Source organism: Polaromonas sp. P1_E12, from assembly GCF_056405975.1.
In genome coordinates this window covers 243388-263376 of record NZ_JBFUBB010000006.1, presented here as the reverse complement: position 1 = coordinate 263376, position 19989 = coordinate 243388, and the positions used below count along the sequence as shown (strand labels likewise).

General features: G+C 62.4%; 22 protein-coding genes and 1 tRNA gene. 19 read left to right on the top strand and 4 right to left on the bottom strand.

Annotated elements, in window-relative coordinates; translation table 11 throughout:
* Positions 1-12 precede the first annotated feature (12 nt).
* The 8 genes from hisF to tatC all read left to right on the top strand — a co-directional run bounded on the left by hisF (position 13) and on the right by tatC (position 4374).
* On the top strand, positions 13-813 hold the full coding sequence (gene hisF / locus AC1D13_RS17930; protein WP_477690033.1) for an imidazole glycerol phosphate synthase subunit HisF: 801 nt from the start codon (positions 13-15) through the stop codon (positions 811-813).
* 163 nt (positions 814-976) lie between these two features.
* Positions 977-1402, top strand: a complete 426-nt coding sequence (gene hisI, locus AC1D13_RS17925; protein WP_457279707.1) for a phosphoribosyl-AMP cyclohydrolase — start codon at positions 977-979, stop codon at positions 1400-1402.
* On the top strand, positions 1389-1772 hold the full coding sequence (locus AC1D13_RS17920; protein WP_457279706.1) for a phosphoribosyl-ATP diphosphatase: 384 nt from the start codon (positions 1389-1391) through the stop codon (positions 1770-1772). The genes hisI and AC1D13_RS17920 overlap by 14 nt, the downstream gene beginning before the upstream one ends.
* A gap of 75 nt (positions 1773-1847) precedes the next feature.
* Positions 1848-2195, top strand: coding sequence for a DUF4870 family protein (locus AC1D13_RS17915; RefSeq protein WP_457279705.1), 348 nt, complete (start codon positions 1848-1850; stop codon positions 2193-2195).
* Positions 2196-2219: 24 nt separating this feature from the next.
* Positions 2220-2579 (top strand): histidine triad nucleotide-binding protein, encoded by a 360-nt coding sequence (locus tag AC1D13_RS17910; RefSeq protein WP_457279704.1) that lies wholly within the window; start codon positions 2220-2222, stop codon positions 2577-2579.
* Between the two features lie 175 nt (positions 2580-2754).
* On the top strand, positions 2755-2994 hold the full coding sequence (gene tatA, locus AC1D13_RS17905) for a Sec-independent protein translocase subunit TatA (RefSeq protein WP_122955331.1): 240 nt from the start codon (positions 2755-2757) through the stop codon (positions 2992-2994).
* A 41-nt stretch (positions 2995-3035) separates the two neighbouring features.
* Entirely contained in the window at positions 3036-3503 is a 468-nt protein-coding gene (tatB, locus tag AC1D13_RS17900; RefSeq protein WP_457279703.1) for a Sec-independent protein translocase protein TatB, read from the top strand.
* 70 nt (positions 3504-3573) lie between these two features.
* Positions 3574-4374 (top strand): twin-arginine translocase subunit TatC, encoded by an 801-nt coding sequence (gene tatC, locus AC1D13_RS17895; protein ID WP_457279702.1) that lies wholly within the window; start codon positions 3574-3576, stop codon positions 4372-4374.
* A 161-nt stretch (positions 4375-4535) separates the two neighbouring features.
* Here the strand turns inward: tatC and AC1D13_RS17890 are convergent, their stop codons facing one another.
* Complete coding sequence (locus tag AC1D13_RS17890; protein WP_457279701.1) at positions 4536-5693, bottom strand: S1C family serine protease; 1158 nt, start codon at positions 5691-5693, stop codon at positions 4536-4538.
* A gap of 243 nt (positions 5694-5936) precedes the next feature.
* Between AC1D13_RS17890 and AC1D13_RS17885 the strand changes: the two genes are divergently transcribed.
* Both AC1D13_RS17885 and AC1D13_RS17880 read left to right on the top strand, forming a co-directional pair.
* On the top strand, positions 5937-6542 hold the full coding sequence (locus AC1D13_RS17885; protein WP_457279700.1) for a chalcone isomerase family protein: 606 nt from the start codon (positions 5937-5939) through the stop codon (positions 6540-6542).
* A gap of 34 nt (positions 6543-6576) precedes the next feature.
* Positions 6577-7338 carry a Nif3-like dinuclear metal center hexameric protein gene (locus AC1D13_RS17880; protein ID WP_477690032.1) on the top strand — a complete coding sequence of 254 codons (762 nt, stop codon included), beginning with the start codon at positions 6577-6579 and terminating at the stop codon, positions 7336-7338.
* An 18-nt stretch (positions 7339-7356) separates the two neighbouring features.
* On the opposite strand, the gene AC1D13_RS17875 is transcribed toward AC1D13_RS17880, so the two are convergent.
* Positions 7357-8694, bottom strand: coding sequence for a hypothetical protein (locus AC1D13_RS17875; protein ID WP_477690031.1), 1338 nt, complete (start codon positions 8692-8694; stop codon positions 7357-7359).
* Positions 8695-8905: 211 nt separating this feature from the next.
* Between AC1D13_RS17875 and pdxA the strand changes: the two genes are divergently transcribed.
* Positions 8906-9940 (top strand): 4-hydroxythreonine-4-phosphate dehydrogenase PdxA, encoded by a 1035-nt coding sequence (pdxA, locus tag AC1D13_RS17870; RefSeq protein WP_457279697.1) that lies wholly within the window; start codon positions 8906-8908, stop codon positions 9938-9940.
* Between the two features lie 282 nt (positions 9941-10222).
* On the opposite strand, the gene mscL is transcribed toward pdxA, so the two are convergent.
* Positions 10223-10648: a large conductance mechanosensitive channel protein MscL gene (gene mscL / locus AC1D13_RS17865; RefSeq protein ID WP_457279696.1), complete on the bottom strand. Its 426-nt coding sequence runs from the start codon at positions 10646-10648 to the stop codon at positions 10223-10225.
* Between the two features lie 291 nt (positions 10649-10939).
* On the opposite strand from mscL, the gene petA reads away from it, so the two are divergent.
* From petA to AC1D13_RS17835, 6 genes are all read left to right on the top strand, one after another.
* On the top strand, positions 10940-11575 hold the full coding sequence (petA, locus tag AC1D13_RS17860; protein WP_457279695.1) for a ubiquinol-cytochrome c reductase iron-sulfur subunit: 636 nt from the start codon (positions 10940-10942) through the stop codon (positions 11573-11575).
* A 128-nt stretch (positions 11576-11703) separates the two neighbouring features.
* Positions 11704-13245, top strand: coding sequence for a cytochrome b (locus AC1D13_RS17855; protein WP_477690030.1), 1542 nt, complete (start codon positions 11704-11706; stop codon positions 13243-13245).
* A 16-nt stretch (positions 13246-13261) separates the two neighbouring features.
* A complete protein-coding gene (locus tag AC1D13_RS17850; RefSeq protein ID WP_477690029.1) occupies positions 13262-14017 on the top strand; it encodes a cytochrome c1 in 756 nt (251 codons plus the stop codon).
* An 85-nt stretch (positions 14018-14102) separates the two neighbouring features.
* Positions 14103-14714, top strand: a complete 612-nt coding sequence (locus tag AC1D13_RS17845; protein WP_007868077.1) for a glutathione S-transferase N-terminal domain-containing protein — start codon at positions 14103-14105, stop codon at positions 14712-14714.
* Positions 14715-14852: 138 nt separating this feature from the next.
* Positions 14853-15404, top strand: coding sequence for a ClpXP protease specificity-enhancing factor (locus tag AC1D13_RS17840; protein WP_477690028.1), 552 nt, complete (start codon positions 14853-14855; stop codon positions 15402-15404).
* 11 nt (positions 15405-15415) lie between these two features.
* Positions 15416-15491, top strand: a tRNA-Thr gene (locus AC1D13_RS17835).
* Between the two features lie 124 nt (positions 15492-15615).
* Here the strand turns inward: AC1D13_RS17835 and AC1D13_RS17830 are convergent.
* Positions 15616-15933 carry a hypothetical protein gene (locus AC1D13_RS17830; RefSeq protein ID WP_477690027.1) on the bottom strand — a complete coding sequence of 106 codons (318 nt, stop codon included), beginning with the start codon at positions 15931-15933 and terminating at the stop codon, positions 15616-15618.
* A gap of 53 nt (positions 15934-15986) precedes the next feature.
* On the opposite strand from AC1D13_RS17830, the gene AC1D13_RS17825 reads away from it, so the two are divergent.
* Complete coding sequence (locus tag AC1D13_RS17825) at positions 15987-16967, top strand: M23 family metallopeptidase (protein ID WP_457279690.1); 981 nt, start codon at positions 15987-15989, stop codon at positions 16965-16967.
* 212 nt (positions 16968-17179) lie between these two features.
* Positions 17180-19945 carry a preprotein translocase subunit SecA gene (secA, locus tag AC1D13_RS17820; protein ID WP_477690026.1) on the top strand — a complete coding sequence of 922 codons (2766 nt, stop codon included), beginning with the start codon at positions 17180-17182 and terminating at the stop codon, positions 19943-19945.
* The last annotated feature ends 44 nt before the right edge of the window (positions 19946-19989 follow it).

Here is a 19989-nt window from a genome sequence, read left to right as displayed (position 1 = left end):
CGTGGGGGCCACATGTTAGCTAAAAGAATCATTCCCTGCCTCGACGTCACCGGCGGCCGTGTCGTGAAGGGCGTCAACTTCACCCAGCTGCGTGACGCAGGCGACCCGGTGGAAATCGCCGCGCGCTACAACGAGCAGGGCGCGGATGAGCTCACCTTCCTCGACATCACGGCCACCAGCGACGGGCGCGACCTGATCCTGCCGATCATCGAAGCGGTGGCTTCGCAAGTGTTTATTCCGCTGACGGTTGGCGGCGGTGTGCGCACCGTTGAAGACGTGCGCCGCCTTCTCAACTCCGGCGCCGACAAGACCAGTTTCAACTCGGCCGCCATCGCCAACCCGCAGGTGATCGCTGACGCTTCTGCCAAATACGGCTCGCAGTGCATCGTGGTGGCGATCGACGCCAAGCGCCGCGGCGCGGAAGACGAAAAGCGCCTCACACCCGCCGGCGAACCGGTCGGCCCGGGCTGGGATGTCTACAGCCATGGCGGGCGCAAGAACACCGGCCTGGACGCCGTGGCCTGGGCCACCGAGATGGCGCGCCGCGGTGCCGGCGAAATTTTGCTGACCAGCATGGACCGCGACGGCACCAAGTCGGGCTTTGACCTGGCCCTGACCCGCGCGGTGAGTGACGCCATCAGCGTGCCGGTGATCGCCTCGGGCGGCGTCGGCAACCTGGAGCATCTGGCCGACGGCATACAGACCGGCGGCGCCGACGCGGTGCTGGCCGCCAGCATTTTTCATTACGGTGAATACACGGTGCAGCAGGCGAAAGCTCACATGGCGGCACGCGGCATCCCTGTCCGTCTGTAGCATTTCTTAAGCGGTTTTGGCCTGTAGCCCAATGAATACAGGCGCAAGCAGCTCCTGATTTGATAGCGAATCATTTTCCGGCGAAACTGGCGTCAGCACAGAGCCCCCGTGGTTTGGCGGCTTGTAATACAGCTGTTCAACGCAATCTTGGACAATACACACCATGAACTGGTTAGATGAAGTCAGCTGGGACGACAAGGGCCTGATCCCCGTCATTGCACAAGAAGCCTCCAGCGGCGATGTGCTCATGTTCGCCTGGATGAACCGGGAGGCGCTGCAAAAAACTGCCGAGCTTGGTCAGGCGGTGTATTTCAGCCGCTCGCGCGGGCGGCTCTGGCACAAGGGTGAGGAATCCGGCAACCAGCAAACGGTGCATGAGATCCGCCTGGACTGCGACAACGACGTGATCCTGCTCAAGGTGACGCAGCTGGGCCACACGCCGGGCATAGCTTGCCACACGGGCCGCCACAGCTGCTTTTTCAGTGTGTATAAAGACGGTCAATGGGTGGTGACCGAGCCGGTCCTGAAAGACCCGACAACCATGTATAAAAAAGCATCAACAGACTCCGGCAAACATGACCACGAATGACTCCCTCCAGCGCCTGGCGCAGATCATCGAAAGCCGCAAGGCGGCCAACGGCGGTGACCCGGACACCAGCTATGTGGCGCGCCTGCTGCATAAAGGCCCCGACGCTTTCCTGAAAAAAATCGGCGAAGAAGCCACGGAAACCGTGATGGCGGCCAAAGACATCGACCGCGGCGGGCCCACGGCAGAGCTCAAGGGCAAGCTGGTTGGCGAAGTGGCCGATCTGTGGTTTCACAGCCTGATTGCGCTGGCGCATTACGGCCTCAGCCCGCTGGACGTGATTGCCGAGCTGGAGCGCCGCGAAGGCACCAGCGGCATCGAGGAAAAAGCCTTGCGCAAGGCCCAGCACCGTGATGCGGCCGAAAAGCCCTGAGACGGGCGTTTCCTGGCCCCACACCGTGGCTGATTTTTCTTCTCCCTGATATCGCTTTGACTGGAACCTGAACGCATGGAAACCGACCTGGCCGAATTCGAAGGCAAGAATCCCAACGACCGCGCCGTCATGCATGTGCTGTACGGCCTGCACACGCTGGCCTGGTTCAGCGGCGGTGTGTTTGCGGTGATCGCCGTCATCATCAACTACATTCGCCGCGCGGATGAAACCGATGCGCTCTACATCGACCACCACAACTACATGATCCGCACCTTCTGGTGGACGCTGGCCTGGCTGGTGCTTCTGTCGCCGCTGTGGCTGTTGATTGTGCCGGGGTGGGTGGCCTATGGCATTGTCTGCCTCTGGTACCTGTACCGCTGCGTGCGCGGCTGGATGCGTTTTAACAGCCATCGCCCCACATAAGCCCTTTCAGCCACGACCCAAGCCATGAACCATTCCGACACCTGCATTTTTTGCAAGATCGCTGCGGGCACCATTCCAAGCCGGAAGGTGTACGAAGACGACGAGCTGTACGCTTTTCACGACATCAACCCGTGGGCGCCCGTGCATTTCCTGATCATTCCCAAGGACCATATTCCGTCCATGGCCCAGGTCGGCCCCGAACACGCTGCTTTGCTGGGGCGCATGATGGTGCTGGCCCCCAAACTGGCGATGGAGCAGGGCTGTAACCCCTATCCGGAGGGCGGCTACCGGATCGTGACCAATACCGGCGCCGAGGGTGGCCAAGAGGTGCATCACCTGCACTTTCACGTGATCGGCGGCCCGCGGCCATGGCTGAAGGGCTAGAAGGGTTACAAGCCAAAGGGAACCCTGGTGCGCACAACCACACTAAACCGGTAGGCCAATGTGTGTAATCGGTTTTCCGGCAGGCAGGGCCTTTAGAATCAACGCAATTGCGTGCAAACCGCCCCAAACCGGCAATGTTGCATTTACACCTGTATTTACAGATTAGGAGCAAATCATGGGTTCATTTTCCATTTGGCACTGGCTGATCGTGCTGTTGATCGTGGTGATGGTGTTCGGCACCAAAAAGCTCAAAAACATGGGCAGCGATCTCGGCGGCGCCGTCAAGGGTTTTAAAGACGGCATGAAGGACGGCAGCCAGACGCCCGCCGACGTGCCCGTGCCGCCCGCCAGCGTGACCAACGCCCAGGCCGCTGACAAAACGACAATCGACGTTGAAGCCAAGCAGAAGTCTTGAGCGTAATCATCTGACGCAACCTTCCAGCGACACCATCTGCAGTGATTGATCTAGGCATCTCCAAAATGGCGCTCATCGGCGCCGTGGCGCTGATCGTTATCGGCCCGGAGAAGCTGCCGCGCGTGGCGCGTACCGTGGGTACGTTGCTGGGTAAGGCCCAGCGTTATGTGGCCGACGTCAAAAACGAGGTCAACCGCTCCATGGAGCTGGACGAGCTCAAGAAGATGAAGGAAACCGTTGAGGGCGCCGCCCGTGACGTCGAGAACTCCATCCAGACCAACGCCAGCGATTTCGAAAAATCCTGGGCCGAGGCCACGGGAGAGTCGTCCTCCGGCGCTTTGCCGGGCATGGAAATCTTCCCCGAGTACAGGCACCCGAAAAAGAAGTGGCGGCTCAAGCAGGGCGCGACGCCCCAGTGGTACAAGGCCCGTTCGGGCGTACGCACCAAGGCCCAGTCCGGCGCGGCCCGCGTGGCGCGCTTCCGTCCGCAGCCGGGCCGCATGCCTTGAGCTGCTTTCCTGCTGATTCCTTCCTGTTTGCGTGCCTCCCCGCGCAGCCCCACCAGCGCAAATTCCCCTCATGAGCGATCCCCACACCGACAAGCCCGACGAACTCGCGGGCACCGAGCAGCCTTTTGTGCAGCACCTCGTGGAGCTGCGCGACCGGATGATCAAAGCGGTGATTGCCATCGGCATTGCGGCCGCCGTGCTGGCGGTATACCCCGGCGCCAGCGCACTCTATGACCTGATGGCCGCCCCGCTGGTGGCCACGCTTCCCAAGGGCGCCACGCTGATCGCCATCAGCGTGATCACGCCGTTCGTGGTGCCCATCAAGATCCTCTTCATGGCCGCCTTCATGATCGCGCTGCCGGTGGTGCTGTACCAGGTGTGGGCCTTTGTCGCACCGGGCCTGTATTCGCATGAGAAAAAACTGGTCATGCCGCTGGTGGTTTCCAGCACCCTGCTGTTTTTCATCGGCGTGGCGTTTTGTTATTACTTCGTGTTTGGCCAGGTGTTCGCCTTCATCCAGAGCTTTGCGCCCAAGTCCATCACGGCGACGCCGGACATCGAGGAATACCTGAGCTTCGTGCTGGGCATGTTCCTCGCGTTCGGGCTGGCCTTTGAAGTGCCGATTGCGGTGATCCTGCTGGTGCGCATGGGCATACTCACCGTGGCCCAGCTGCGCCAGTACCGCGGCTATTTCTGGGTGATCGCCGCCATTGGCACCGCCCTGGTCACGCCGCCCGACGCCGGCTCCATGATCATGCTGCTGATGGTGGTGGGCGGACTGTATGAGGTCGGCATCCTGGCGGCCCTGCTGTTCGTCAAGCACACCAAGGTGCCAGAGACTGACAGCGACACCGAAGTAGCCAAACCCTGACTTCCGCCGGCGCTCGCCGGCTCAGCCCCTCCCGCATGCACGGGACGTCAAATCTTTTTGGAAAAAAAACGGCCACGGCCCAATGTGGCCGTGCGCAAGTCGCTATTAATTTGGTAGCATCTTCATGCACGATTGCAGCGTGCTGACGGCGCCCCGGCTGGTCAGCGCTGCTGCACCTTGGGCCGCTGGCGCTTGCCGGGCGTCACCGGGATCTCGGTCTGCTTGTCCTTGCGCAGCACCGTCAACGGCGCCGGCGTGCCGGGCTTGAGGGCTGCCACAGCGGTCAACAACTGGCTCACGTTGCGTACGCCCTTGCCGTTCACGGCGGTGATCACGTCGCCGGGCAGAAGGCCGGCCTGCGCGGCCGGGCCGTTTTGCAGAACGCCGGTGATGATGACACCACCCTCTTTGGCCGCAGCCGCCGGAAGGCCGAATGTTTCAGCGAGTTCGGGGTTGAGGTCCTGCGGCTCCACGCCGATCCAGCCCCGCGTGACCTGGCCGTCCTTCACGATGCCGTCGAGCACCAGCTTGGCAGTCGACACCGGGATGGCGAAACCAATGCCCATGGAGCCGCCCGAGCGCGAATAAATCGCGGTGTTGATGCCCATCAGGTTGCCGTTCACGTCGACCAGCGCGCCGCCCGAGTTGCCGGGGTTGATGGCGGCGTCGGTCTGGATGAAATTTTCAAAGGTGTTGATGCCCAGCTGGTTGCGCCCCAGTGCGCTCACGATGCCGCCGGTGACCGTCTGGCCCACGCCAAACGGGTTGCCGATGGCCAGCACGGCGTCGCCCACCTGCAAGGCGTCGGAGTTGCCCAGCACGATGACGGGCAGCTTGTCCAGGTCGATCTTGAGGATGGCCAGGTCGGTGTCCGGGTCGGTGCCTATGACCTGTGCTTTTGCCTTGCGCGTGTCGTTGAGGATGACTTCGATCTCGTCGGCGCCTTCCACCACGTGGTTGTTGGTCAGGATGTAGCCGCTGGCGCTGATGATGACGCCGCTGCCCAGTCCGCCCTGCGGTTCATTGGGGCTCTGGTCGCCGAAGAAAAACTTGAACCACGGGTCTTCGGCATGCGGGTTTTTGGCAGCGGCCTTGCTGGTGTTGATGCTGACCACCGCTGCCGAGGCAACTTTGGCCGCCGATGCGAAGCCGCTTCCGGCACCGCCGCTGCGCGGTGCGGTGCCGGCCGGGGCCTCGATGACGGACACGCCCGGCATGTTGCCGCGGTCCAGCCACTGCGGCTTGAGCGTGGCCACCACGAAGTAGGCCGCCAGCAGGACGGTGACGGTTTGGGAAAAAAGAAGCCAGGTGCGTTTCATGAGGCGTGAGGGTCGGCGTGCCGGTACGAAGGTGCGGAAGACGAAAGGGGGCGGGAATCCGGGGCGGCACAGGGCCGGAAGGGGCGCGGCGCCAACTGATGGAGTTTATCGCTTCGGGTCCCCGCTCGCTGTAAGGAAGCACGCCGGCTGGCTCCGGTACCATGTTCCTGGCTGCCGCAAGGCCGCAGCCGCGGGCAGCCTGAACCGCCGCCCGCGGTCAACAACCATAACGGAGGTGACAACATGCATCAGTGTTCAAGGCGGACCTGGCTCGCGCGTGGCGCGGCCGCATTGACAGCGGGTTCGGCGGGACTGGCATTGCCGGTTCTGGCCGCACCCACGGCGACGAAATTTCCGGCCAGTGTGGTGGCGCAGGGCACCACACTGCAGCTCAACGGCGCCGGCACCCGCTTCAAGGCCATTTTCAAGGTCTATGACATGGCCCTGTACACGAGCCGCAAGGTCTCGTCGGCCGACGAGGCGATGAAGCTGGGAACGCCCATACGCCTGGCCTTTGTGGCGCTACGCGAAGTCTCCGGCACCGACCTGGGCCGGCTCTTCCTGCGCGGCATGGCCGACAACTCAAGCCGCGACGCTGTCAGCCGCCACTCGGTGTCGAGCAACCGGCTGATCGATATCTTCTCGGGCCGCAGCAAGCTGATGCCCGGCGATTCATTCGCGATGGAGTTCGTGCCGGGCAAGGGCACCAGCTTTTTCATCGCCGAGCAGCCGCAGGGCGCAGCGGTCGGTGATGCGGAGTTCTTTCGCATGGTGCTGGGCATCTGGCTGGGGTCCGTTCCGGCGGACTTCATGCTCAAGGACGCTTTGCTGGGCCTCGAGAAAAGCTGAGCATCCTCAGGCAGCGCCCTGAGACAATGGGGCCATGAGCACCACACGACAGGACTTGCTGCAGGCCTTTGACACGCTTTTGCAGCCCGCGCGCTTCAAGGACTACGGCCCCAACGGCCTGCAGGTCGAAGGCAAACCCTCGGTCGGCAAGATCGTTTCCGGCGTTACCGCCAGCCTGGCGCTGATCGAAGCGGCCATTGCGGCGCAGGCCGACGCCATCTTTGTGCACCACGGCCTGTTCTGGCGTGGCCAGGACGGCCGCGTCACGGGCTGGATGAAGCAGCGCCTGGCGTTGCTGCTGGCGCACGACATCAACCTCTACGCCTATCACCTGCCGCTGGACGCGCACCCCGAGCTCGGCAATAACGCCCAGCTGGGCTTGCAACTGGGCCTCACGGCGACGGGGCGGTTCGGCGAACAGGACCTGGGTTTTATCGGTGGGCGCGTCGACGGAGGGGAATTTTCAGATGCCGGCGCACTGGCAACACATCTGGAAAAAGTACTTAATCGGGTTGTAACCAAAGCAGGATCAGCGCAATCAGCTATTAAAAACATAGCATGGTGCACGGGCGGCGCGCAGGGGTATTTTGAGGCGGCGATTGCCGCAGGCGCCGACGCCTTCATCACCGGCGAGATTTCCGAACCCCAGGCGCACTACGCGCGCGAGATGGGCGTGGTCTTTATTGCCTGCGGGCACCACGCCTCCGAGCGCTACGGTGCACCGGCCGTGGCGGCGCAGGTTGCCACGCAGCTGGGCCTTGCCCACCAGTTCATCGACATCGACAACCCGGCCTGAAGCTTTTTCCCGAGAGGATCAGGCCGGCTTGTGGCGCTGCCGCCCGGCGCGGCCGGTGTTGGAACTGGCGGGTTTGGCCCGCAGCGGTGTTTGCGGCGCGGCGTTTCGCAGCGCATGCCAGCTGGAGCCCAGCTCGGCATGCTCCACCGGCACGGCGGTGCGGGTTTCCGGGTCCAGCAGCGCGGCGCGGGAGCGCATGGCGCGGGCAGCCTGCGCCACAGACTGCGCTTCGTGCAGCAGCTGGGCGACGTCCTTGCCGGCGACCGACAGATGAACGATGCCGACGGCAATGTCCGGCTTGATCCGGGCACGCCCCCCGCCCAGGGCCGTCACGTCCATCGGCCGGCGCAGGTCGGAAGCCACGCGCAGGCCCAATGTGCGTATCCAGCGCGGCGAATGCATGGTTTCCAGCAGCACGACAAAGCAGCGGTCATAGTAGCGGCCGGCCGGGTTGACGGCGCCGGTGTGACGCTGAATGCGGCGCGCCATCTGGATATAGATTTCGTTCAGGCCGGCCTGGCCGATCTGGGGCAGCAGGCCTTCGGGCTCGAACAGCAGCACGGCCATCAGCGCGCCGTCGCGCCGCGTGCGCAGACGCCGGCGCTGCGCACGGATGATTTTCTGCACCATCGCCACGCCGTCATAGAGCTGGGTGATCGGGTCGTGCCCCGACGCTTCGCCGTGCTTCAATTGCCGCGTCTGCCGGTTGCGCAGCCACAGCATGGCGGCCGTGATGACCACACTGAGCAAGGCTGCCATGGCCACGCCGGCCTGCAGCGGCAGTGAAAACCGGGTGGGGCTCAGCGCCAGGCCGTACAGGCCGATCTGCGCGGGCAGCGTCAGCAGGCAGCCCAGCGCCAGGCCCCAGGCCAGCCGGTCACCGAGTTGCGTGGCGCGCACCGACAGCCACAGCACCACGGAAAGATTGACGACGGCGAGTGTTGCCGAGGCGGGCAGGGCCCACTGCGGCTCCAGTAGCAGGCAGAGCGGCCCGCCGGCGATACAGACCAGCGTGATGGTCAGCAGGCTGACCTTCATCAGGTGGTCGCGCTGGTGGGCCGACAGCCATTTGCTGGCGCCGAAGCTGCCCATCGACGCGCAAGCCGGCCCGACAAGGAGTTGCGCAATGCCCAGCGACTCCTTGCCGTCCGGCCAGAGCTCCATGGGCAGGCCGCACAGCAGCATCACCACCAGCCAGCAAAGCACGAGGTAAGCCAGGGTCTGCCAGGCAGCGCGGGTGCGGCTGTAAAGGGCATCGGCCAGGGCCAGCAGCAGCACCAGGCCAAGTGCGCCGGCCGCAGCACTCCACAGCATCATTTCACCGTCGGACATCAGGACGGGCATGGCAGCATTCATGGCAGGCTGATGTCCTGTGCGCTGGCGGGCTGCCGCTGCGATGTGGTTTGCGCCAAAATACCCCCAGCATGCATCTGACCGACCCCCCTGAATTCATTGATCCGGCGCCGCGCTGTGCAGCCGGTGTGTTGACCTGTTTCTTTGTGATTATGGGCCGTCCTGTAACCAAATGCACCCTGCGGCCGCAATTCACCGCGGCGGCGCCCGGCTTGTGAACAAGCCGCTGCTCATCACCATGGGTGACGCCGCCGGCATCGGCCCGGAGATCATCGCCAGAGCTTTTCGCGATGCACCCGTTGAAATGGCGGGCTGCACCGTGGTGGGTGATGTCGCCACGATGCGCCGCGCTGCCGCGCTGACAGCGTCCCCGCTGGCGCTGCCGGTGGCCCGGCTGGACGCCCTGGCCGATGCGGTGGGGGTGCCGCCCCATTGCATCGGGGTGTTGCAAAAATGCGAGTTGGAGGCCGTGCCTTACGGCCAGGTCAATGCGCAGGCGGGCCAGGCCGCGGCCGACTGCATCGTCTGGGCTGCCCGCAGCGTGCTGGCCGGTGAGGCGTGCGCCATGGTGACAGCGCCCATCCACAAGGAAGCATTGGCGGCGGCCGGCGGCTGGGCGGCGGCCTTTCCGGGCCACACCGAAATGCTCCAGGCTGAAGCTGCCGCTTTTCTGGGTAAATCGGCGGCGGACGTGCCGGTGCGCATGATGCTGGCCAACGACGAACTCAAGACCGTGTTGGTGAGCATTCACATGTCACTGCGGCACGCCATTGAGGCCGTCACCTTTGACAACGTGTTGCAGACCTTGCGCATCACCCATCGCGCAGTGGCTGCCAGCCTGGGCCGGGCACCGCGCATCGCGGTGGCGGGGCTGAATCCGCACGCCGGTGAAGGCGGACTGTTCGGCAGCGAAGAGCAGGCCATCATCGCGCCGGCCATCGCTACCGCCCGCGCAGAAGGGCTGGATGTGAGCGGTCCCTTCGCACCCGACACGGTATTCATGCGCGCGCGCCATGCCGCCGGCAAGCCCGGCGAGTTTGACGTGGTGGTGGCGATGTACCACGACCAGGGGCTGATCCCGGTCAAGTACCTGGGCGTGGAGCAGGGCGTGAATGTGACGCTGGGCCTCCCGCTGGTGCGCACGAGCCCAGACCACGGCACGGCGTTTGACATCGCCGGCACGGGGCGCGCGGACGCATCCAGCTTGCTGGCGGCTGTTCGCATGGCGCGCCAGCTTGTTGTCGGCTAAAAATCAAGCGAAATCGGGCTCTGACCCAATAGCAGTCTGCGCTAGCAGCTATTGAATCAATAGCAAGCACCGTCTCTTCGCAAGCGGGGGCCGCGGTCTGGCTTTGCCAGCCGCAAGGCGCCGTCCCCTGTAGGGGAGAGGCCCGCTACACGAAGTGAGCGGGCAACAGGGGGGTAGATATCTTTCAAGCGAGGGCCGCGGTCTGGCTTTGCCAGCCGCAAGGCGCCGTCCCCTGCAGGGGAGAGGCCCGCTACACGAAGTGAGCGGACCACAGGGGGGTGCTTACTTTTTTAGACTGTCGCGGATTTCACGCAGCAGCACGATGTCTTCAGGCGGCGCGGCGGGCGGTGGCGCGGCTTCGTGGTGGCGTTTGAGCCGGTTGATCTGCTTGACCATCAGGAAAATGATGAAGGCCAGGATGACGAAGTTGACGCTCACCGTCAGGAAGTGGCCGTAGGCAAAGACCGGGACGCCGGCTTTTTTGAGGGCTTCAAGCGACATGTCGGTGCCCGGCGGCACGGTGCCAAGCAATACGTACATGCTGGAAAAGTCCAGCTTGCCGAAGACCAGGCCCACCAGCGGCATGATCAGGTCGCTCACCACGGCGTCGACGATCTTGCCGAAAGCGGCGCCAATGATCACGCCTACGGCCAGATCGATCACATTGCCCTTGACGGCAAATTCCTTGAATTCCTGCATCATTCCCATGAGTCTCTCCTGTTATTGGCAGCGGTTGCCGGCCGTACCGGCGTTCTGAAAAAAATGATTATGAAGGCTGGCCGTGTTTTCGGGCGGCGCGGAAGGGGCGGCTTGCAACAAAGTATGCGAAGGCGGCCGACTGCCTTAAAAACAGGCACTTCCAGCCCAGCCATGCGGGCCGCCACCGCCCGGGCCGGGCCCTCTGCCTTGAAAAACGACATCGCGCTCCGCTACAATTGCGGGTTGACCCCACTAAGCCTCCCACCAAGCCTATTTCAAGCCAGTTCTTGAAGGACTCTCATGACCCAAGCAAGCGAAGCAAGCGCGAACGGTGTGCCCCACGGCGCCCCCGTCGATAAAGATAAAAGAAACTGGCTCGTGGCCACCTGCGCTGTAGGCGGCGCAGGCGTTGCAGCCACCGCAATCCCCTTTGTCAGCACTTTCCAGCCCTCCGAAAAAGCCAAGGCTGCCGGTGCGGCCGTCGAGGTCGATATCTCCGGTGTGAAGCCCGGCGAAAAGATCACGGTGGAATGGCGCGGCAAGCCCGTCTGGATCATCAAACGCACGCCCGAGCAGCTCGCCGAGCTGCCCAAGGTCGACGCCCTCCTGGCCGACCCCAAATCCGAGCGCAAGCCCGACGAACTGACCCCTGAATACGCCCGCAACGAAAACCGCTCCATCAAGCCCGAAACGCTGGTGGTGGTGGGCATCTGCTCGCACCTGGGCTGCTCGCCTTCCGACAAGTTCCAGCCTGGCGCGCAGCCTTCGCTGCCCAACGACTGGGCCGGCGGCTTCCTGTGCCCCTGCCATGGCTCCACCTTCGACATGGCCGGCCGCGTGTACAAGAACAAGCCCGCGCCGGACAACCTGGAAGTGCCGCCGCACATGTATCTCTCGGACACCCGTCTGCTGATTGGTGAAGACAAGAAGGCCTGAAGGCGCTTGCCGTAACCCGCGTTAACCAAGCTCCTTCACAAGACCCTGTAGCCAGCACCTGATACCCGCCGACCTTTCTGCCGCGTACCAGGTGCTTGCCAAAGAATCCCACCGAACCAGGATCAGTTATGGCTGAATTCAAAGAAATTTCCCCCGATGCCCCGCTCGCCGTCAAGGCGATGAACTGGGTCGACAACCGGTTTCCCGCCAGCAAGCTCTACAAAGAGCACATGAGCGAGTACTACGCACCGAAGAACTTCAACTTCTGGTACGTCTTCGGCTCGCTGGCCATGCTGGTGCTGGTCATCCAGATCGTCACCGGCATCTTCCTGACGATGAACTACAAGCCCGATGCCGCGCTGGCCTTCGGCTCTGTCGAATACATCATGCGCGACGTGCCCTGGGGCTGGCTGATCCGCTACATGCACTCCACCGGTGCTTCGGCCTTCTTCGTGGTGGTCTACCTGCACATGTTCCGCGGCCTGCTCTACGGCAGCTACCGCAAGCCGCGTGAGCTGGTCTGGATCTTCGGCTGCGCGATTTTCCTGTGCCTGATGGCCGAGGCCTTCATGGGCTACCTGCTGCCATGGGGCCAGATGAGCTACTGGGGTGCCCAGGTGATCGTCAACCTGTTTGCCGCCATCCCTTTCATCGGCCCTGACCTGGCGCTGCTGATCCGCGGCGACTATGTGGTCGGCGACGCGACGCTGAACCGCTTCTTTGCTTTCCACGTCATCGCCGTGCCGCTGGTGCTGCTGGGCCTGGTGGCTGCGCACATCATCGCACTGCATGAAGTCGGCTCCAACAACCCTGACGGCGTTGAAATCAAGGGCCCGAATGCACCGAAGGACGCCGCAGGCCACCCGCTCGACGGCATTCCCTTCCACCCTTATTACACGGTGCACGACATCTTTGGTGTGAGCGTCTTCCTGATGATCTTCACGGCGATCATCTTTTTCGCGCCCGAGTTCGGCGGCTACTTCCTGGAGTACAACAACTTCATCCCGGCCGACCCGCTGAAGACGCCGGCACACATCGCACCGGTCTGGTACTTCACGCCTTACTACTCGATGCTGCGCGCCATCACCGGTGAAATGGCCGGTGCGCTGGGCATCATCGCGATCGTCGCCGCAGTGCTTGCCGCCCGCAAACTCTCCGGCATCTTCAAACCGGCGGTGCTGGTGATTGCCATTGGCGCGGCCTTGCTGCTGGGCCTGCTGCCTTCCATCGCCAACTGGATCGGCCTGGTCATTCCTTCCGCCGGCGCCGGTATCGCGCACGGCCTGGATGCGCTGGCCAAACCGCTGGCCGGCGTGCCTTTCCTGGGCGAGCTCTGGGGCATGATGATCAAGGGTATCGACGCCAAGTTCTGGGGTGTGGTCGTGATGGGTGGTGCGGTCATCATCCTGTTCTTCCTGCCATGGCTGGACCACAGCCCGGTCAAGTCGATCCGCTACCGCCCTGACTGGCACAAATACCTCTACGGCATTTTTGTCGTGAATTTCCTGGTGCTCGGTTACCTGGGTGTCCAGCCGCCATCGGCCATCGGCGAGCGCGTGTCCCAGCTCGGCACCCTGTTCTATTTTGGTTTCTTCCTTTTGATGCCTTGGTGGAGCCGCCTGGGTACGCCCAAAACGCCGCCTGACCGTATCGTTTTCCACGGTCACTAAGCAGGAGATAACAACAATGAAAAAACTGATTTTTTCCCTGATCGCGGCCCTCGGCCTGGTTGCTGGTGCACACGCTTCCGAAGGCGGCATGGCCTGGGACAAGGCGCCGAACAATACGAACGACCTGGGCTCCCTGCAAAACGGTGCCAAGCTGTTCGTCAATTACTGCCTGAACTGCCACTCCGCTGCTTTCATGCGTTTTAACCGCCTGAAAGACATCGGCCTGACCGAGCAGCAAATCAAGGACAACCTGCTGTTCACGACCGAAAAGGTCGGCGACACCATGAAGGCCTCGATTGATCCCAAGCAGGCGAAGGACTGGTTCGGCGGCAATCCGCCCGACCTGACCGTGATTGCGCGTTCGCGCTCGGGTGCCGGCGGCACGGGTGCCGACTATCTTTACACCTACCTGCGTACCTACTACCGCGACGAAACCAAGGCTACCGGCTGGAACAATCTGGCTTTCCCGAGTGTGGCCATGCCGCATGTGCTGTGGGAACTGCAGGGTGTGCGCGCGCCGGTGTTCGACGAAAAAGAAGAGCACGGCCACAAGGTGTCGGTCTTCAAGGGCTGGAAGCAGGTCACGCCCGGCACCATGACGCCGCTGCAGTATGACCAGGCGATGGGCGACCTCGTGGGTTACCTGCAATGGATGGGCGAGCCGGCCCAGAACACCCGTATTCGCGTCGGCGTCTGGGTGCTGATTTTCCTTCTCGGCTTGACCTTTGTTGCCTGGCGCCTGAATGCGGCGTTCTGGAAAGACGTCAAGTAATTTTTCGCCGGGGCTAAGCTCCCGGCACCTTCTGGAGTGGATGCTTTCAATGTATCCACTCCTTTGCATTTAGGAGTTCCGCACCATGATGGTCCTTTATTCAGGCACAACCTGCCCCTTCTCGCACCGCTGCCGTTTTGTGCTGTTTGAAAAGGGCATGGATTTCGAGATTCGCGATGTTGACCTGTACAACAAGCCCGAAGACATCAATGTGATGAACCCTTACGGACAGGTACCTATCCTGGTCGAGCGCGACCTGATCCTGTACGAATCGAACATCATCAACGAGTACATCGACGAGCGCTTTCCGCACCCGCAACTCATGCCCGGTGACCCGGTTGACCGTGCGCGCGTGCGCCTCTTCCTGCTGAACTTCGAAAAAGAACTGTTCGTCCACGTCAGCACGCTGGAATCGCGCGCCTCCAAAGGCAACGAAAAGGCGCTTGAAAAAGCCCGTTCGCACATCCGCGACCGCCTGACGCAGCTCGCACCGATCTTCCTGAAAAACAAGTTCATGCTCGGCGACAACTTCTCCATGCTGGACGTGGCGATTGCTCCGTTGCTGTGGCGCCTGGACTACTACGACATTGACCTGTCGAAAAATGCCGCACCGCTGCTCAAGTATGCGGAACGCATTTTTTCGCGCCCCGCCTATATCGAAGCACTGACGCCGTCCGAAAAGGTCATGCGAAAGTAATGGCCCCCACGCTTGTCGCTTCGCGTACTGCGCTGCCCCCCGAGGGGGCGCTGCGCCTGCGGCCCGGCGAAGCCGGTTCCGCGGCCCCGGCTGGCGAAGAGTGTGACACGCTGTTTCGGATTTAACTTGGCCGAATTCATGAACGCCCTGGACTCCACGTCGACCCGCCCTTATTTGATACGGGCTTTGTACGAGTGGTGCACCGACAACGGCTTCACGCCTTATGTGGCCGTGTCGGTGGATGACACCGTGCAGGTGCCGCGCGAGTACGTCAAGAACAACGAGATCGTGCTCAACATCAGTTTTGACGCGACCTCGTCGCTCAAGCTCGGCAACGATTTCATCGAGTTCAAGGCGCGATTTGCCGGCAGTGCCCGGGAAATCATGGTGCCCATCAGCCACGTGATTGCGATCTATGCCCGTGAAAACGGGCAAGGCATGGCCTTTCCCATGGTTGCGGCTTCCGCCGGTCCGGTTTCCGGTGCTGAGGCGGGTGCCGAAGACCCTCATGGCGCACCTCCGGTGGCTGCCGCGCCGGCTGCGCACCCGCACAGCCCGGCGGAAGGCCCGGAAAAGATCATGCAGCTGGTGCCCGAAAGCAACGCTGATACGCAAGGCGATGACGGTTCCGAGCCGCCGGATCCGCCCAAGTCGCCGCGCACACGGCCTTCACTGAAACGGGTCAAGTAAAATAGCTTTGTGCCGCTTTAGCTCAGTTGGTAGAGCAACCGCCTTGTAAGCGGTAGGTCGTCAGTTCGATTCCGACAAGCGGCACCATTTCCCCTTTCCTGTTGCCTTCCCCATGCCATATGGGTACCATACGCTACGAAATTGGTAGCGGGCAATGTGATCAACATGCGGGCCAGGACGTATTGAGGCTTCTGTGAGCCGGTTTGGACGACTACTTTTTGGCTATTAGTATCTTGAGCCGAATTGATGTAACCTTCCAACCTTTGCCGAGAAGGCGCGCCTGGATCAGGGGGAGCAACTGCCGGATTTTTGCAGCAGCCGCATTGCCGTTCACCAGCAGGCACCAGGTTTCACCGTCAATCGGTCCGGCTTTGACGGCGGGCCGCAGGGCTTCAGGAAGCAGCGATTCAATGGCCTTGAGCCTTTCGCCGGACTCCTGAACGAGCTCCGTCAGCCGTGCCAGGGAAGGTGAATTCCCGGCCGCCTGGTAAACGGAAAGCGCCTGGGGCAGGCGCCGGTCAGTGGTCATGATGGGCAGATAGCAGCCTGGCAAGTGCAAGCTGTAAAAAAAGAGGTAGACAAGTGCATTTGATTATCACGGATGCGTGGCTGGCGAAAAGCCGGGCCATTTATTTGAGCGGTACCAAACTGGTGCTGGCCGGCTTTGTCGCCGCCCTGGCGCTCATGCTCGTGGCTGCCGGTCTCTATCACTGGGTATTCCTCAAGGGAGCCCGGGAAGGCTGGCCGGTCGTTGGCTCGCTGGTCAAGCTCATGGTCAAGGACGAATTCGACCAGCGTGACCGCTTCATGCGCGAAAACCTCGACGTCATGGCCAGGCGGGTTGGTGAAATGCAGGCCAAGATGATGCAGCTCGAAGCGCTCGGCGAGCGGGTGTCGGGCCTGGCAGGGGTCAGCCCGAATGACATCAAGGTGACGCCGGGCCGCGGCGGCGTGCTGGTGGCGGGTCCTTCGCTGACCATGGAAGAGCTGCAAGCCACGCTGGCTGACCTGGACAAGCTGACCGACCAGCGCGTGGACCTCATGACCGTGATGGAGTCGCGCCTCTTCGACCAGAAGATCAAGAAAATGATGGTTCCCACCCAGGAACCGGTGGCCGGTGGCAATCTGGGCTCACCTTTCGGCTGGCGCATTGACCCGATGAACGGACGCTCCGCCTTGCACACCGGCCTGGATTTCCCGTCCGAGCCCGGTACCGCGATTCTGGCCGCCGCAGGCGGCGTGGTCGTCACGCAGGAATACCACCCCGCCTACGGCAACATGGTGGAAATCGACCATGGCAATGAACTCGTCACACGTTACGCCCATGCGTCCCGCGTGCTGGTCAAAAAAGGCGACCTGATCAAGCGCGGCCAGAAGATTGCGGAGGTCGGCACCACGGGCCGTTCCACCGGTCCGCACCTGCATTTCGAGGTGCTGGTCCAGGGCGTCTTCCAGGACCCGCAAAAATTCCTGACCGCAGGGCAAAAACTGCCCGGGCCCACGGTGGCAGCGGTTTCTCCGCGGCCGGCCGTGCCGGCTCCCCAGTTGCCGCGCCCCCACTAGGCGCTTGCCGCAGCCGTGCCAAGTGCACGGCTTTTGGCTTGCCGCTGCGGTTTTACGGCGACGGGCCATGCGACTCCCTTGGCAGAGTTAAAATCAGGGGTTTGGGCCCAGTTGAAGTAACTGTTGGCGCCCACACCTAGGTTCCGTACACAAAAAGGGATTTCGGCCGCATTGCCTAGCTCGCGGGAGCGGTCAAAGGCGGCCTCGCATTTATGGCTTCCAACATCCTGACCAAAATTTTCGGCAGCCGCAACGACCGCCTGCTCAAAACCTACCGCAAAACCGTAGAACGCATCAATGCGCTGGAACTCGAGTATGAGAAACTGAGCGACGACCAGCTGCGCACCAAAACCCAGGAATTCAAAGACCGGGTGGCCGCAGGCGAAGAGCTCGATGCCATTCTTCCTGAGGCTTTTGCCGTGGTCCGGGAGGGCAGCAAGCGCGTCATGAAGATGCGTCACTTTGATGTGCAGCTGCTGGGCGGCATGTCGCTGCACAACGGCAAGATTTCCGAAATGCGCACCGGCGAGGGCAAGACCCTCACCGCCACGCTGCCGGTCTACCTCAACGCACTGACCGGAAAAGGCGTGCATGTGGTGACGGTCAATGACTACCTGGCCAGCCGCGACGCGCGCTGGATGGGCAAGCTCTACAACTTCCTGGGCCTGACGGTAGGCATCAACCTGCCCAACATGTCGCGCGAGGAAAAGCAGGCGGCCTACGGCTCCGACATCACCTACGGCACCAACAACGAGTACGGCTTTGACTACCTGCGCGACAACATGGTCTACGAGGTGGCAGACCGCGTGCAGCGCGGCCTGAACTACGCCATCGTCGACGAGGTCGATTCGATCCTGATCGACGAAGCGCGCACGCCGCTCATCATCAGCGGCCAGGCTGAAGACCACACCGAGATGTATCTGGCGATGAACAAGGTCGTGCCCTTGCTGACGCGCCAGGAAGGCGAAGCCGATCCGCGCACCGGCGAAGGCGTGACCAAGCCCGGCGACTACACCATCGACGAGAAAACCCACCAGGTTTTCCTGACCGAGCAGGGCCATGAGAACGCCGAGCGCCTGCTGTTCAACCTGGGCCTGATTCCGGAAGGCGCCACGCTATACGATCCGGCCAATATTTCGCTGATGCATCACCTGTATGCAGCGCTGCGCGCCAACCTGCTGTACCACCGCGACCAGCACTATGTGGTGCAGGACGGCGAGGTCGTGATCGTTGACGAATTCACCGGCCGCCTGATGTCGGGCCGCCGCTGGAGCGACGGCCTGCACCAGGCTGTCGAAGCCAAGGAAGGCGTGCAGATCCAGGCTGAGAACCAGACGCTGGCCTCCATCACCTTCCAGAACTATTTCCGCCTTTACAGCAAACTGGCCGGCATGACCGGTACGGCCGACACCGAAGCCTACGAATTCCAGGAAATCTACGGCCTCGAAACCACGGTCATCCCGCCCAATCGCGTCAGCCGCCGCGACGACCAGCTGGACCGCGTCTACAAGACCACCCGCGAGAAGTACGAAGCTGCGATCAAGGACATCCGTGAATGCTATGAGCGCGGCCAGCCCGTGCTGGTCGGCACGACGTCGATTGAGAACTCCGAAATCATCGACCAGTTGCTGATCAAGGAAAACCTGCCGCACCAGGTGCTCAACGCCAAGCAGCATGCCCGCGAAGCTGACATCATTGCCCAGGCCGGGCGGCCGAAAATGATCACCATCGCCACCAACATGGCGGGCCGCGGCACCGACATCGTGCTGGGCGGCAATGTGGAAAAATTGATTGAAGCGGTTGAAACGGACGAGTCGCTCGATGTGGCGGCTCAGGAAGCGGAAATCACCCGTCTGCGCGCGGTCTGGAAAGAAGAGCATGAGCAGGTTACCTCCCTGGGCGGCTTGCGCATCATCGCGACCGAACGCCACGAATCGCGCCGTATCGACAACCAGCTGCGCGGCCGTTCGGGCCGCCAGGGCGACCCCGGTTCATCGCGCTTTTATTTGAGCCTGGACGACCCGCTGATGCGCATCTTCGCGGGCGACCGCGTCAAGGCCATCATGGAGCGGCTCAAGATGCCCGATGGCGAGGCTATCGAGGCGGGCATTGTGACCCGCAGCATCGAGTCGGCCCAGCGCAAGGTGGAAGCGCGCAACTTCGACATCCGCAAGCAGTTGCTGGAATACGATGACGTAGCCAATGACCAGCGCAAGGTGATTTACCAGCAGCGCAACGACATCATGGATGCGGCCAACCTGCAGGCGCAAATCGCTTCCCTGCGCGAAGGCTGTTTTACCGACCTGGCGCGGCAGTATGTGCCGGTTGAAAGCGTTGAAGAGCAGTGGGACATCGCCGGGCTCGAGAACGTGCTGCGCGACGAATGGCAGATCGAGTTGCCCCTGCGCCAGGAGCTGGAAGCCGCGACCGCCATCACCGACGACGAAGTCGTGGAAAAAGTCATTGCCGCGGCCAACGCCGCATTCGCCGACAAGGTCGAGAAAATCGGCGAAGAAAACTTCACGCAGTTCGAACGCATCGTCCTGCTGCAGAGCATCGACAGCCACTGGCGTGAACACCTGAGCGCCCTCGACTACCTGCGCCAGGGCATTCACCTGCGCGGCTATGCGCAGAAGCAGCCCAAGCAGGAATACAAGCGCGAAGCCTTTGAACTCTTCGGCCAGCTGCTGGACAGCGTGAAGAACGAGGTCACCAAGGTGCTGATGACGGTCAAGGTCCAGTCGGGCGAACAGCTGGAGCAGGCCGCCGAGGAACTGGAAAACCGGGCCGAGAACATCACCAACGTCACCTACACCGCGCCCACTGAAACCGGTGAGGTGGAAACGACGCTGGACAGCGAATCGCAGCGCCGCGCGTCGGCCATACCGGCCGACGAAGTGCCGCGTGTGGGCCGCAACGACCCTTGCCCTTGCGGCTCGGGCAAGAAGTACAAAAACTGCCACGGCCGACTGAACTGAGCACCGCGCTGCGCTGAACACTGCCGATTTAACCCTGATTTTCC

Excerpts from the sequence above, each read along its gene's own strand:
- hisF (WP_477690033.1), top strand. The coding sequence starts at position 13 with ATGTTAGCTAAAAGAATCATTCCCTGCCTCGACGTCACCGGCGGCCGT.
- hisI (WP_457279707.1), top strand. The coding sequence starts at position 977 with ATGAACTGGTTAGATGAAGTCAGCTGGGACGACAAGGGCCTGATCCCC.
- AC1D13_RS17920 (WP_457279706.1), top strand. The coding sequence starts at position 1,389 with ATGACCACGAATGACTCCCTCCAGCGCCTGGCGCAGATCATCGAAAGC.
- AC1D13_RS17915 (WP_457279705.1), top strand. The coding sequence starts at position 1,848 with ATGGAAACCGACCTGGCCGAATTCGAAGGCAAGAATCCCAACGACCGC.
- AC1D13_RS17910 (WP_457279704.1), top strand. The coding sequence starts at position 2,220 with ATGAACCATTCCGACACCTGCATTTTTTGCAAGATCGCTGCGGGCACC.
- tatA (WP_122955331.1), top strand. The coding sequence starts at position 2,755 with ATGGGTTCATTTTCCATTTGGCACTGGCTGATCGTGCTGTTGATCGTG.
- tatC (WP_457279702.1), top strand. The coding sequence starts at position 3,574 with ATGAGCGATCCCCACACCGACAAGCCCGACGAACTCGCGGGCACCGAG.
- AC1D13_RS17890 (WP_457279701.1), bottom strand. The coding sequence starts at position 5,693 with ATGAAACGCACCTGGCTTCTTTTTTCCCAAACCGTCACCGTCCTGCTG.
- AC1D13_RS17885 (WP_457279700.1), top strand. The coding sequence starts at position 5,937 with ATGCATCAGTGTTCAAGGCGGACCTGGCTCGCGCGTGGCGCGGCCGCA.
- AC1D13_RS17880 (WP_477690032.1), top strand. The coding sequence starts at position 6,577 with ATGAGCACCACACGACAGGACTTGCTGCAGGCCTTTGACACGCTTTTG.
- AC1D13_RS17875 (WP_477690031.1), bottom strand. The coding sequence starts at position 8,694 with ATGAATGCTGCCATGCCCGTCCTGATGTCCGACGGTGAAATGATGCTG.
- mscL (WP_457279696.1), bottom strand. The coding sequence starts at position 10,648 with ATGGGAATGATGCAGGAATTCAAGGAATTTGCCGTCAAGGGCAATGTG.
- petA (WP_457279695.1), top strand. The coding sequence starts at position 10,940 with ATGACCCAAGCAAGCGAAGCAAGCGCGAACGGTGTGCCCCACGGCGCC.
- AC1D13_RS17855 (WP_477690030.1), top strand. The coding sequence starts at position 11,704 with ATGGCTGAATTCAAAGAAATTTCCCCCGATGCCCCGCTCGCCGTCAAG.
- AC1D13_RS17850 (WP_477690029.1), top strand. The coding sequence starts at position 13,262 with ATGAAAAAACTGATTTTTTCCCTGATCGCGGCCCTCGGCCTGGTTGCT.
- AC1D13_RS17845 (WP_007868077.1), top strand. The coding sequence starts at position 14,103 with ATGATGGTCCTTTATTCAGGCACAACCTGCCCCTTCTCGCACCGCTGC.
- AC1D13_RS17840 (WP_477690028.1), top strand. The coding sequence starts at position 14,853 with ATGAACGCCCTGGACTCCACGTCGACCCGCCCTTATTTGATACGGGCT.
- AC1D13_RS17830 (WP_477690027.1), bottom strand. The coding sequence starts at position 15,933 with ATGACCACTGACCGGCGCCTGCCCCAGGCGCTTTCCGTTTACCAGGCG.
- secA (WP_477690026.1), top strand. The coding sequence starts at position 17,180 with ATGGCTTCCAACATCCTGACCAAAATTTTCGGCAGCCGCAACGACCGC.